The organism is Streptomyces anatolicus (genome assembly GCF_019400875.1).
Lineage (GTDB): Bacteria > Actinomycetota > Actinomycetes > Streptomycetales > Streptomycetaceae > Streptomyces > Streptomyces anatolicus.
Window position 1 is genome coordinate 45,302 of the sequence record NZ_WMBF01000006.1, and the last position, 11,130, is coordinate 56,431.

At 68.9% G+C, this 11,130-nt stretch carries 21 protein-coding genes; 4 read left to right on the forward strand and 17 right to left on the reverse strand.

Annotation, left to right across the window (positions count from 1 at the left end):
- Positions 1–29 precede the first annotated feature (29 nt).
- The 4 genes from GKQ77_RS01775 to GKQ77_RS01790 all read left to right on the forward strand — a co-directional run bounded on the left by GKQ77_RS01775 (position 30) and on the right by GKQ77_RS01790 (position 1,476).
- Positions 30–371, forward strand: a complete 342-nt coding sequence (locus GKQ77_RS01775; RefSeq protein WP_219686798.1) for a DUF6233 domain-containing protein — start codon at positions 30–32, stop codon at positions 369–371.
- Between the two features lie 41 nt (positions 372–412).
- Positions 413–655 (forward strand): hypothetical protein, encoded by a 243-nt coding sequence (locus GKQ77_RS01780; protein WP_219686799.1) that lies wholly within the window; start codon positions 413–415, stop codon positions 653–655.
- 131 nt (positions 656–786) lie between these two features.
- A complete protein-coding gene (locus tag GKQ77_RS01785; protein WP_219686800.1) occupies positions 787–1,134 on the forward strand; it encodes a hypothetical protein in 348 nt (115 codons plus the stop codon).
- A gap of 117 nt (positions 1,135–1,251) precedes the next feature.
- Positions 1,252–1,476, forward strand: coding sequence for a hypothetical protein (locus GKQ77_RS01790; RefSeq protein ID WP_219686801.1), 225 nt, complete (start codon positions 1,252–1,254; stop codon positions 1,474–1,476).
- A 10-nt stretch (positions 1,477–1,486) separates the two neighbouring features.
- Here GKQ77_RS01790 and GKQ77_RS01795 read toward each other — a convergent pair whose 3' ends face one another.
- The 17 genes from GKQ77_RS01795 to GKQ77_RS01870 all read right to left on the reverse strand — a co-directional run bounded on the left by GKQ77_RS01795 (position 1,487) and on the right by GKQ77_RS01870 (position 11,062).
- A complete protein-coding gene (locus GKQ77_RS01795; RefSeq protein ID WP_219686802.1) occupies positions 1,487–1,807 on the reverse strand; it encodes a hypothetical protein in 321 nt (106 codons plus the stop codon).
- A gap of 635 nt (positions 1,808–2,442) precedes the next feature.
- Positions 2,443–3,213 carry a hypothetical protein gene (locus GKQ77_RS01800; RefSeq protein ID WP_219686803.1) on the reverse strand — a complete coding sequence of 257 codons (771 nt, stop codon included), beginning with the start codon at positions 3,211–3,213 and terminating at the stop codon, positions 2,443–2,445.
- A gap of 506 nt (positions 3,214–3,719) precedes the next feature.
- Positions 3,720–4,436, reverse strand: a complete 717-nt coding sequence (locus GKQ77_RS01805; protein WP_219686804.1) for a hypothetical protein — start codon at positions 4,434–4,436, stop codon at positions 3,720–3,722.
- Between the two features lie 93 nt (positions 4,437–4,529).
- Positions 4,530–4,658, reverse strand: a complete 129-nt coding sequence (locus GKQ77_RS33145) for a hypothetical protein (protein ID WP_258020698.1) — start codon at positions 4,656–4,658, stop codon at positions 4,530–4,532.
- A gap of 2 nt (positions 4,659–4,660) precedes the next feature.
- Positions 4,661–5,023: a hypothetical protein gene (locus tag GKQ77_RS01810; protein ID WP_219686805.1), complete on the reverse strand. Its 363-nt coding sequence runs from the start codon at positions 5,021–5,023 to the stop codon at positions 4,661–4,663.
- Positions 5,020–5,205 carry a hypothetical protein gene (locus GKQ77_RS01815; protein WP_219686806.1) on the reverse strand — a complete coding sequence of 62 codons (186 nt, stop codon included), beginning with the start codon at positions 5,203–5,205 and terminating at the stop codon, positions 5,020–5,022. Before GKQ77_RS01815 ends, GKQ77_RS01810 begins: the two co-directional genes overlap by 4 nt.
- A 3-nt stretch (positions 5,206–5,208) precedes the next feature.
- On the reverse strand, positions 5,209–5,481 hold the full coding sequence (locus GKQ77_RS01820) for a hypothetical protein (protein WP_219686807.1): 273 nt from the start codon (positions 5,479–5,481) through the stop codon (positions 5,209–5,211).
- Positions 5,482–5,483: 2 nt separating this feature from the next.
- Entirely contained in the window at positions 5,484–5,897 is a 414-nt protein-coding gene (locus GKQ77_RS01825; RefSeq protein ID WP_219686808.1) for a hypothetical protein, read from the reverse strand.
- Complete coding sequence (locus GKQ77_RS01830) at positions 5,894–6,064, reverse strand: hypothetical protein (RefSeq protein WP_219686809.1); 171 nt, start codon at positions 6,062–6,064, stop codon at positions 5,894–5,896. Before GKQ77_RS01830 ends, GKQ77_RS01825 begins: the two co-directional genes overlap by 4 nt.
- Complete coding sequence (locus GKQ77_RS01835; protein WP_219686810.1) at positions 6,061–6,465, reverse strand: hypothetical protein; 405 nt, start codon at positions 6,463–6,465, stop codon at positions 6,061–6,063. Before GKQ77_RS01835 ends, GKQ77_RS01830 begins: the two co-directional genes overlap by 4 nt.
- Positions 6,462–6,848: a hypothetical protein gene (locus tag GKQ77_RS01840; protein WP_219686811.1), complete on the reverse strand. Its 387-nt coding sequence runs from the start codon at positions 6,846–6,848 to the stop codon at positions 6,462–6,464. Before GKQ77_RS01840 ends, GKQ77_RS01835 begins: the two co-directional genes overlap by 4 nt.
- On the reverse strand, positions 6,845–7,087 hold the full coding sequence (locus GKQ77_RS01845; RefSeq protein ID WP_219686812.1) for a hypothetical protein: 243 nt from the start codon (positions 7,085–7,087) through the stop codon (positions 6,845–6,847). The genes GKQ77_RS01840 and GKQ77_RS01845 overlap by 4 nt, the downstream gene beginning before the upstream one ends.
- Positions 7,088–7,097: 10 nt before the next feature.
- Positions 7,098–7,280 carry a hypothetical protein gene (locus GKQ77_RS01850; protein WP_219686813.1) on the reverse strand — a complete coding sequence of 61 codons (183 nt, stop codon included), beginning with the start codon at positions 7,278–7,280 and terminating at the stop codon, positions 7,098–7,100.
- The gene (locus tag GKQ77_RS01855) at positions 7,277–7,768 is read right to left on the reverse strand and encodes a hypothetical protein (protein ID WP_219686814.1); all 492 of its coding nucleotides are present in this window, start codon (positions 7,766–7,768) and stop codon (positions 7,277–7,279) included. Before GKQ77_RS01855 ends, GKQ77_RS01850 begins: the two co-directional genes overlap by 4 nt.
- Positions 7,769–7,846: 78 nt before the next feature.
- Positions 7,847–8,482: a hypothetical protein gene (locus tag GKQ77_RS01860; protein WP_219686815.1), complete on the reverse strand. Its 636-nt coding sequence runs from the start codon at positions 8,480–8,482 to the stop codon at positions 7,847–7,849.
- Positions 8,483–8,563: 81 nt separating this feature from the next.
- On the reverse strand, positions 8,564–9,058 hold the full coding sequence (locus GKQ77_RS01865; RefSeq protein ID WP_219686816.1) for a hypothetical protein: 495 nt from the start codon (positions 9,056–9,058) through the stop codon (positions 8,564–8,566).
- A 420-nt stretch (positions 9,059–9,478) separates the two neighbouring features.
- Positions 9,479–11,062, reverse strand: a complete 1,584-nt coding sequence (locus GKQ77_RS01870; RefSeq protein ID WP_308117516.1) for a DnaB-like helicase N-terminal domain-containing protein — start codon at positions 11,060–11,062, stop codon at positions 9,479–9,481.
- Positions 11,063–11,130 lie beyond the last annotated feature (68 nt).

An 11,130-nucleotide genomic window follows, 5' to 3' on the forward strand; every position in this document is an offset into this window, starting at 1 on the left:
CCGCGACCGACGTCCGTACACTCGAACGTGTGAACGACTCCGCTCCGCTTTCCCGCCTCGACCTGCTGCGCTTCCTGGAGCGCGTGCAGGAGCGGGACCTCGCGCGCACGCGCAAGTGGATCGCGGACGAGGAACGGCGACAGGCCGAGAAGCGCCAGGGCGAGCAAGCCCGACCGCCGACGCCGGACTGGATCATCGAACTCGGGATCGGCCAGGGCAGCCCGCCCATCGAGGTGCACCGGGGCGACTGCTACGCCGCGGGCAAGAAGCGCCGGCCGATTTCACGGGATGAGGCGCGCCGGGCGCTGGCGGAAGAAATCCGGGCGTGCACGCATTGTCGGCCGGACACCGAGCTCGGCGTGCTGGAGTAGCCCGGCGTGCGCCGCACCCTGTGGCCCTGCACGCTGGCGTCATGGCCTCCACCGTGCCCGTAGTGATCTACCCGCCCGACGGCGACGGTGGGCGGCGCGTCCGCGTCGATGGCACGATCCTCGGGCGCGCGTACTCGGTACGGGACGTCGTTGCGTTCCTCCAGGAGGCGGGGCTCCAGGGCTGGGACGAGATGGACGTGGTCCGCTCGTCGCTGATCGAGTGGCGGGGCGGCAGCCCGGAGGAGTGGACGATGGCCGGCGAGCACGGCAGCCGAGAGGTGTGACGAGCGGGGACGCCCTTCATTCGGCCGAACGGGTTACAGCGAATCGTTTTCCCAGGTCGACTGCGTGTAACGGCAGGTTGGGCGCGGACAGACTCAGGCGTCCCTAACGCCTCTTCCCAGGAGCTCGCTTCATGCACCTTCGTCGTTCTGCCACCGCCGCTCTCGGAGCTCTCGCACTGGTCCTGGCGGCCCCTACTTCAGCCAGCGCTGCCGACGGGCAGTTCCGTTACACCTACCTGACTGAGGAGGGCTACGAGGCGGTTGGTTTCCTCAACAACCCGCCGAGCGGGCAGTGCATCAACCTCCACGGCGTCGGCTCCGACGATCTGCCCCCTGGGCACTCCCCGAAGAATCGGACGGACGCCACGGCCGTGGTCTTTCTGAACGCCGACTGTGAGGGCGATGTCTTCTTCTCCCTGCGACCCCACACGGGCGGCGGTTCGGAACGCCTGAAGGTGCGCTCGGTCGTCTTCTCCTGATCAGAGATGAGGCCCGGCCCGCATCCCCGGGTCATGTCCCCGCAGTTATCCACAGGGGCACGCACTTTCAGGCAGCAGGCTCTACCGTGCTGCTCCTGCGATCACGAGGGGGGCGGCATGACGAGGGTGGATCTCACGCGCGTAGCCGATGCGGCAATGTCCGCGATGCCGGATGCCGTGCATGAGGAGGTGCTCGCGCTCATCGACTCCGTGGCCGACGAGCGCGAGCACGGCGCCGGGCCGATGACGGCGGCCGACGCCGTGCTGCGGGGGCGGTGCTGGATCGTCTACGCCGCGCTCGGCGGGCTGCTCATTGTCTACCGCGCGGGAACGCTGGACTGAGGCACCGGGTTTAAACGTCGTGGTCGACGATCCAGGCCCGGTGCTCCTGGCGGGCGTAGCCGCGCGGGTTCTGCGTCCAGCAGGGGGCGCCGGCCGGGAGCGGTCCGCGGGTGCTGCCGTGCATGAGGTCGTAGGCAAGGAGGTCGCGGGCGTAGCTGTCGGCGTAGGCGATCTGGTCGATGGCCCACTCGGGAGGCTGTGGCTTGTCCGCGAAACGGTCGAGGACGGCGGCCCGCCGGACAAGGAACTCCCGGTAGAGGTGTTCGCCTCCTGATTCAGTGGCGAGGATTTGGAGGTGCTGCACCGCGTACAGCTCGGGGAGGGCATCCATGCGGTTAATGGTGGCGCGGTGGCGGGCGGGTGTCTGGGCCGCAGAACCATACGGCGAGTGGCGTAGGTCACGCCGCTGCGGCTATATCTGGCCTGGGCGCAGGCGCGGGGCAGCGGTATCCGACGACGGAGTACTTCCCGTACGGGCCCAACTGCTTTCTGACCGTGGAAAGCCCAAGGGGGCCGCGATCTTGGGAGCGGAAGCACCGCACGGGCTCGTCCATACGACGAGGGTCGCATTGGTTACTGATAGTCGGACTCGCGATGTGCAGGTCCAGCTGTTACCCACAGACGCCCGTTCCCGTGTAATTTTTCGCACCACGACGTAAGCGCTACCGGCAGTGCAGTGAAGAATGAAAGTGGCCCTCCCTGTTGCGTAACAAGGAGGGCAACCATCGTCCTGCTGATCATCTGAGGACGCTCGACGGCAGGAACCCTCTGAAGCTAGTCAGAATTTGAGTTACTCGACCGTCGATGCCGCTTGATGGCGAAAATTATCGCCGCTGCCATAGCTGCGAACCAGATGCAGATTTCTACAGTTCCGAACCCGGATCCGAGCGCAATCAGTATGGCAAAAAAGACGGCGAGAATCGCTAGAATTTGTGCGACAAGAGACATCATAGGGACTTCCCCGCTTTATGCGCCACTACCGGCAATCTTCGTCCTGCCGGTTCCGAAGACCTGCACCTTAGCCCACGGGTAGAGCGTGGCGTAGCAGCTGATGGTGCCGACGGCGCAAAGCTTCACCTTACGCTTCATCATCGAGGTAGCGGAGGAGGCCGGCACCTTGGACTTCCGGTTCTCGTACCGGTCCTTTTCGACGTCGACCACATCGGCCTCGTTGGTGAACCTGTCGTACCGCTTGCCCCAGGCGCGCACCTTGCCGCCCTTGTAGTTGAATCGCGCGTACGTGTGGTACTTGAAAATGGTATCACCGAGGAGGCTACGGTGGGTGTGCGTGATGTGAGTCATCTTCCACTTGCCCCCGCTGACGGCAGCGCGAAGGGAAGATGTGCCGGAAGCGCTAGCAGCCGCGCCCTCGGGGTCCACTTCGGTCTCCTCAGGCGTCTCCACTTCCTCCGAGGGGTCGCTCGGCTTGGCGTCTGCCGGAGGTTCAATCTCTGCAATTTCCGCGGCGCTCAGAGGCTTACCGGTCACAGGGGAAACGATCTTCCCGTCCTCGGTGATTACTGCTTCCTTGACGCTGACCTCTGTGCGCGACGGGTCGTCGATCGTCTTCGCTATCTCCGGATAAAGATGCTTGAGGGTGTTGATTTCCTGCGGGGAGGCGTCCCCGCCCTGGATCTTAGCCAGGAGATGCTTCAGCGTGGCCTGCCTGACTGCGTCTTCCGTGCTGCTTGCCGTGGAATTGCCGCCAGAATTAACGGCGGGGGCAGCTGACGCCATCGGCGTAAGCGTAGCCATAAGTGCCGTGGCGACCACGACAGCGCCACCGATAGTTCTCCGCTGACCGTTCAATACGCGCATTGGGTCCCCCCTGAATGTCATGTTTCGCAAGGCTCGGGAAGTCACCCCGATTTCCTGGCCTGGACTTTATAGAGCAACGACGATCTTGCACAACTCGAAGGCGAAAAGCCCATCAATGGCACACATGTCAAGAAATCGGGCGTTGCCTTCTTGCCTGAGTGCTCGCCCCCTCATTACTCGACGAGGGAACATGGGCCTCCTCTGCCGGAGACCAAAAAGCCAAGGTTGTCCGGAAGTCGGGAGTCGTAGCGTCACGCATGGCCCAACGCCGCTGCCAGTGCACAACGTTGGCGGCAAATCGCCGCCAACTCTTTAGTGGCAGAGCGTAAATATGCCTGGTTAGGCAGTAAGGCGCCCTAGTCGTCAGGAAGTTGAGCCAAAAAAACGGGGCGGCTCTGTGGGTAGCTAACGCTCAAGATGATCAATCAGCCTAGAACTGCTGTGCCTTGCCCGGTCCAGATCTGCCCGCACCCCGTGCAATGCGCGAGCGGGGCCCGACCCTCGCCCCCGTGGACATCGATGGCGCCGCCGCAATCGTGGCGCTGCTCCAGGGTGCGGCGCTGCACGGCAATGTCGAGGGCCCGCTCCACACGCGCGGCTGCGCCCGCGGCCACGCAGCCGATGTGCCGCTCCTCCCGCTCTGGCAGCGCCGTGAACGGGCCGGCCGCGCGGGCGACGCGTGCGAGGAGCCACAGCGCGGCGTACGGCGCCGTGCGGCGCCCGGCGTACCGCCACCTCCGCGGGTCGAGCGCGTCCGCCCGCGCGAGGACGTCGCGGCGGGCCCGGTCGGCAGTCGGCCACCCGCGCGGCGCGTACGTCATCGGGGATCGCTGGACGACGGCGGCGGTCTGGTCGGCGGTCTCGACCAAGGCGGTCTCGACGGCGCGCATCGTGTCGAGGATGTGGAGGCGGACGGGGGCGGGGCGTTCGCCGATCTGATCGGAGGAACGTTCCAGCGAGCGGAGGTGGGCGGCCTGGTGGCGGTCGTACTCCAGCCGGTCGGCGTCGGTCTGGTCGAGGGCGGCGAGGTAGCCGCGGAGGCCGAGACCGAACGCCCCGTGCTGCGCGGGGGCACCGACGGCTTCGCGGAGGTCTTGCCAGTGGAGGGCGATGGTGCGGAGGTGGGTGGCGGTGGTGGTCATCGTGGGTGCTCCTGTGGTGCGCGGGAGGTACGGTGATCAGCACCTAGGGGGCGTCCTGGTCTGGGGAGACTGTGAGGACGCCCTCTCGCATGTTCAGCGGTGGCTCTGCAGGTCCTGGTACTGCATGGCCCTGTAGCCGTCGCCAGGGCGGCGGATGCCGAGGAGCCGGTAGAGCGGTCCGGCGATCCAGTGGCCGACGTACACGGTGATGGCGGAGCGCATGGTCAGTGCCTCCTCGTCGGTGGCCCGTACGGCGACTGCCAGGCGGGCCGGTCCGTGTGCAGGACGAAGTCGTCCCTCTTGGCGGTCGCGCTCGCCTTAACGGCGCGGTTGAACTCGGCCATCGCTGCGGCTGCTTGTTCCATGGCTGGCCGCATCGCCTCGACGTACGCGCGGGCGAAGACGGTCCAGGCTTCGCGGACGAGGGCGTCGCGTTCGGCCTGCGTCGCACGTACGCGGGCGGCGAGCGCGACCCACGGGTCTGCGGCCGTGTCGGGCTGCTCCTCGTGGAGTTCGATGGAGGCGACGCCGAGCACGTCGTGCCATTCGCCGTCGTCGCCCATGATCTCGACGCGGGTGGGTTTCATCGGTTCCTCGCGATCTCGCAGCGGCCGGTTTCGGTGTGCCTCTCGGAGCACTCGGGCCCCCAGCTCTTCCGGCGCCGGAGGATGCGGTGCACGGCGTGGTAGTAGCGGTCGAGGGCGTCGGAGACCCAGGGCGCGGCGAGGAAGACGCCGATGCAGCCGCCGAGGGCGAGCAGGTACTGCATGGGTCACTTCTCCTTGGTTTGGCGGGTGATCCGGAGGCGCGGGCGGGTGTCGGCGGTGTGTTCGGCGGTGACGGTGTATCCGGCGCCCCGGAGCGCCTGCGCGTATTGGTCGAGGTGGTCTTGTTCGTCAGGGCCGTCGTGCCAGAGGCGGGCGGTGCTGGGACTGGCCTGGGTGGCGCGGTGGCCGGGCCTCCAGGCGGACCCGGTTAGGGAGTTGGTGTGCCCTCGGGCGGTGAGGGTGCGGGCGACTTCTGCGGCGGCGATGCGGTGGTGCACGGCTACTCCGTGGTGTGGTCGGTGGGCATGACGTCGTGGACGCAGATAGCTCCTGCGGGCTTGCCGCAGCAGTTCTCCGTCTCGATCGCTTCGGCCGCTGCCGGGCCGGGTGCCCCGTCGAGAGCCGCTAGGACGCGCGCAACGAGCTGCCCGGCGAGGGTCCTGCCCGCGCGCACGGGGGTCGCGCTCGTGCTGGCTTCCTGGACGGCTCGGCGCACGCGCTCGATGGCGGCCTCGGCCTGCTCGGCGCGGTCGCGGAGGACCCGGCGAGCGGCGTCGGCGTTCTCCAGCTCGGGCACGATGAGCTGCACGTGCCGCTTGTTGCCCGCGGCGACGTGTTCGAGGGTCTTGATGCGGGCGTACAGGGCGTCGAGTTCGTCGTCGGTGATCGTGTCGGCGGTGGGTCGGTCGGTCACTTCTTCCTCCGTGCTGCGCGCGCGAAGGCGCGCCGGGTGGCGCGGTTTGCGCGGGGGTCGGGTGTGTCGTCGTCGACCAGCTGCTCGGCGCGGGCGAGACGGGGCTGCCAGGTGACGCCCGGGGCGGGCGTGTGCTCGCCCCGGGGTGCGGATGACGGGCCGGTCATGCGGTCTGGCCCTTCCTCGTGCAGTGCGTGGTGTCGTGCTGGGCGCCGCGGGACTCCCACGAGGCCAGGCAGCACGCCGCGTCGAGCGCGGCCCACCCCCGGGAGATGCCTTCGACCAGCTCGGGCCGGAGGTGGCAGTCGGCGCCGTGGTCGCCGCCTTCGGACATCTGCCAGAGCAGGCAGCACGGGACAGGCCGGGCGGCCATCTCGGCGCGCTGCGCCATCACCCGCTCGCGGCGCGCGCATGCGGCTTCACGGCGGCCGCACCATGCGAGGAACGCGGCCGTGTAGGCGGTGGTGATCGCGGCGGGCCAGTACGGGCTCGTGGCGGCGGCTGCGGTGGCGCCGAGGAGGGTGCAGGCGCCCGCGCGCAGGACGAGTGCGGTGCGGTGGTGGCTCACGGCTGCCTCCCGTTGATGGCGCGGGCGACGGCGAGGGCCTGCGGCTCGACCGTGTCCTGCCAGTCCGGGTGTGCCTGCTGCTGGAGGCGGGCCGCTGTGGCGTCCAGCCAGTCGGCCAGGGCGAGGCCGACGGCGGGGTCCATGGCGGCGATGTAGTCGCCGACCGGGGCCGAGACGTAGGGGTGTGGGCGTCCCCGTCCGCCACCACCCCTCAAGAGCGGTTTTCCGTCGGTTGCCCAGACGGTGGTGTACGTGGTGTTGGGCTGGTCGGGGAAGTGGCGGGTGGTGTGCCAGGTGGTGTTGCCGCTGTCCTCGGCGGCTGCGGCAGCGTGGACGCGCAACGTGGCTGCGGCGGTGCGAAGTTCGTCGGCGGGTGTGGTCATGAGGGCTCCTGACGGCAAGGCGCTGTGTGGCCTGTGGGGGCTGTGACGCGGGTGCGGGCGTAGATCCGGGCAGCGCGGCGTCCGTGGGCCCATGACGGGCGCGTGGGGCGTCTGCGGGCGGTGTTCCAGGCCCACGTGAGGGCGGCCGCCGTGCTGAGCACGAGGAGCGTGGCCAGCGCGGCGCCCGCGGCGAGCCAGAGACCGAGCATGGCGAGGAACGTGCCGAGGGCGTCGATCACATCGGCTCCATCACAGGTAGCTCCCGGTGGACCAGGTGGTGGTGATGGGCTTTCGGCGGGTGGCGAGGCCTTGGCCCCAGATGTCGACGGTGAAGCGGTGCTCGCGGCGCTGGCGGGGCACGAGGGTGCGCCGGCAGGCGGTGGTTTCGGCGGTGGCGGGGATGAAGTGCCCGCGCACGCAGCGGCGCGTCACTGCTGCGCCTCGTCGGCCGAGCGGCGGATCTCGGCGCGGAGGGTGTTCTCCACGTCCCAGGCACCTTGGGCGCGCTCGTCGTAGTGCTGTTCGTCCAGGCGGCGCGCGATGCGGTAGGCGATGTCGGCGGCCTCGCGCAGCTCGGCAGCCCGGCCGGCGGGCGCGGGGAGGACGGCCAGCACCACGTCGGCGACCTCCTGCCCTCGTGCCGTCGCGATCGACTTCGGCATGTGGTCGAGCAGCAGCGGCACCACCACGTCGGCGATGCGGTCGCGGAGGTCCCGGTCGGCGGGTGCGGGCGGCGTGGCGGCGAGTAGCTCCCGCAGTACCTCGGCCACCTGATGCGGCCCTACCGGGTGCGTGACGAGCGGCCAGGCGTCGGGTCCCTGCTCGCGGCGGCGCATCTCGGAGTATCGGCTGCCGAGTTTGGTGAAGCGTGCGGCGAGCGCGGCTTCGAGTCGGTCGGGGAGGTCGAGGGGGTCGGTCATGGTCGTCTCCGGGGTGGTCGTGGTGGACTTGCCGGGGCCGGCCGCCGCAGGTTCGGGCCGCGGCGGCCGGTGCTGCGGTCAGACGTGGCCGAACTCGATGCCGGACAGCTCGGAGCGCGCCTCGGCGACGGTCGTGCGGCCATTGGCGAGGTCGTAGATCAGGCCGACGGCGTGGTACTCGCCGCTGTCGGTGGCGTCGCGGAGCTTCGAAGCGATCTCGCTGATCAGGTCGAACACCGCGGCGTCCGAGTCGGCCGGTTCGTCGTCGTCCTCGCGCTCGACTCCGGCCTCGTTGATGGCGTCGCCGATGCCCTCGACGAGGGCGGTACCCATGTCCTCGGGCATGCCGGGCTCGAATGCGAAGAGCACCCGGGCGATGGGGCGGCTGGCGTTGATGGTGATCGCGTGCTCGGTGGACGGGACGAGGTTGTCGGCGCCGAGGTTGACGGCCCACGCGCACGTGTCGGCCGCGTCGGCGAGCAGCTGTGCGACGGTGCGCTGTGCGGCGTCGAAGTCGGGGCGGGCGAGCATGTCCCAGGTGCGGCCGCCGGCGGTCGAGGTGACGGGGGCGCCGGGGTCGGTGACGGTCGACGGAATGCGGGTGCCGATCATCTGCTCGGCGATGCCCATGAAGTCGGGGTCTTCGGTGAGTTCGGCGTGTTGGCGGGCGGCTTCGGCGCGGAGGTCGGCGTCGGTGTACGGGCGGTCGGGCATGTGTTGCTCCTGGTGGTGTCGGGTCAGCGGTCGTGTTCTTTGCGGTATGCCGAGATAGCGCTATGAGGAAAGCGGCTTGGTTCAGGCGCAGATGACGCAGCGGTGGTCGGCGATCTCGTCGTCGCGGCAGCGGTCGACGCAACGGCGGCAGAAGTCCGTCAGGCCGTACCGCGCGTGGCCGTCGTGCCGGGTGTCGGCCGGGTCGAAGGGCGTCCGGCACTTCCCACACGAGGCCGGCTGCTCCGCGGCGGTCGTGCGGCTGTCGATGTCGGCGACCCAGGCAGCGCACACGGCGGCGACCTGGACCAGCTCGGCGCGCAGCAGCTTCGGATCGGTCTCGGCGAATGCCTCGCCGCATTCCTCCATGAGGATCTGCCGCCACGTGGCCTCGCCTCGCTCGGCGGCTTCCTGGCATTCCGAGCGCAGGGCGTGCGCCATGTTCATCAGGAAAAGACCTCCGGTGCCGTCGGGGTGGTGCTGGTCGCCGAACTTGGCGATCTGCCGCTGGCGTTCGGCGTCGATCTCCTCGGCGAACTGCTTCACGCCGGGGGTGGTGAAGAGGGTTGGGTAGGACACGGTGTGCTCCTTGGTGGCTGGTTGTTGCGCGTGGCTGGCTCTAACCGGATGCGCGCGCTCAGGCGGTGGTGGGGTTCGGGTGGCTTGTGGAGGGGGTGTGGTCGGTGTTGTCGCGACGCTCGTCCTCGTCCCACCTAAAGAAGTGGGACGAGGGACGAGGTCGCTGCGACGTCGTCCCGACCTCGTCCGGGACGAGGTGGGACGAGGTCAAGTGATCAAGGGGTGTGCTGGTGGGAGGGGGTGTGACCTCGTCCCGTGATGGGTCGTCAGGTCCGGACGGGGTGGATTTCAAGATCGGGACGAGGTCGGCGGGCCCCTGACCTGCGACTTTCCCGTTTCGACGTCCGACGCGTTTCATGATCGGGACGAGGTCGGGACGAGGTCGTTCGGTGATCCGGGACGAGGTGGGGACGAGGTCGCTCATGCCTTCTCACCGCCCTCGGCGGGCAGGCTGTGGAGCGCGGCTCCGCGGGGGCCTTTCGTGGCGGTGACGTGGCCGCCGTGGACGAGCCGGGTGAGGGCTCGGCGGGTGACGGAGGCGCGGCCGGGGATGAGTTCCTCCAGGGCGGCCTTGCTCATCGGCTCGGCGGCCTTACCGAGGACGGCGAGGACTGCGCCCTCGCGCTCCTTGATGTCGGCCTCTTCCTGCGCGGCCTTGTCCTTGACGGCGGCGTCCTCGGCTGGGTCGTCGTGGTGCTGGATCGGCGGGTACAGGTGGGCTTCGGCGAACTCGTCACCGTCGGAGCGGATGACGAGGTCGGCGAACCAGTGCATCGGGTTGCGGCCACCGGGCAGGGCATGCCGGCGGATCTGTGCGGGCCGGTCCTTGGCGATGCGCAGACGGCTGCGGCCTTCGGTGTTGATGCCGAACGGCCGGACCGCTTCGAGCATGTACTGGACGCCGTCGACGGCGTTGAGCTTGTGGACGCCGCCGAGGGCGTACCGACCGCGGGACTCGTTGTTCTTGACGACGTGGTCCAGGGGGACGACCGCGGCGCCGGTGTCGGCGAGGGGGCGCAGCAGCATGCGGCCGAACTTGGCGATCTCGGTGTTCTCTTTGAGTTCCAGGCCCATCATCACCATGGCTTCGGTGACGCCGTCGACGATGATGAGCGTGGGGCCGAGGTCGCCGATGCGTGCGATGAACTGGCGCAGCTGCACCGGGGTGGGGGTGCTGCCCGGGCGGACGTAGTGGAACAGGCGGTGGATGCTGTCGGGTGTGGCACCGATGAGGAGCATGCGGGAGACGACGCCTTCTTCGGAGTCTTCGAAGTCGAGGTAGACGACGTGGTTGCCGCGGTTCATCTCGACGAGGCAGGAGACGAGGGCGACCCACGACTTCCCGGCTTCGGACTCGCCTTGGATGCCGTTGACGCGGCCGGGGTAGAACAGGCCGATGCCGTCGTCGCGGGCGCCGATGGCGGGCTGCTGGGGTTTGTGGGTGCCGTCGAGGACGGGGGTGAGATCGGAGAAGCCCCAGCCGGTGGCGTCGGTGGGCCCGGAGGTGGTGGTCTCCGTGGCGGTGGTGATGTCCTGGCGGACGAGGTCGAGGACGTCGGCGAGGTCGCCTTCGCCGGAGCGCAGGAGGTTCGCGGCTCGTTCGGCTGCTTCGATGACGCGGCGGCGGGCGGCAACGTCGCGGACGATCTCTGCGTAGTACTCGGCGTTGGCTGCGGTGGGAACTTGCTGGACGAGGTGATGCAGGTAGGCGCTTCCGCCGACCCTGGTGATATCGCCGCGCTTGGTCAGTTCGGCGGTGACGGTGATCGGGTCGATCTGCTCGCCGCGTACGGCCATGCTGACGATCGCCCGATAGATCGTTTCGTGGGCGGGGCGGTAGAACTCGGGGCCTTCGAGGATCTCGATGACCTCGGTGGTGGCGCGTTCCGATAGGAGCATCCCGCCGAGTACGGACTGCTCGGCGGTGAGGTCTTGCGGGGGAAGCCGCGTGAAGCCGTCGTCGTCCGCCTGGTCGCGCGGGTTGAACTGGCGGACGTTGTCCACGTGCGGGCTCCTCAGAACAAGGTGGTGGGGTCGGCGGGCGGGCAGCGGTGTTCGGTGACGTGGGGGTG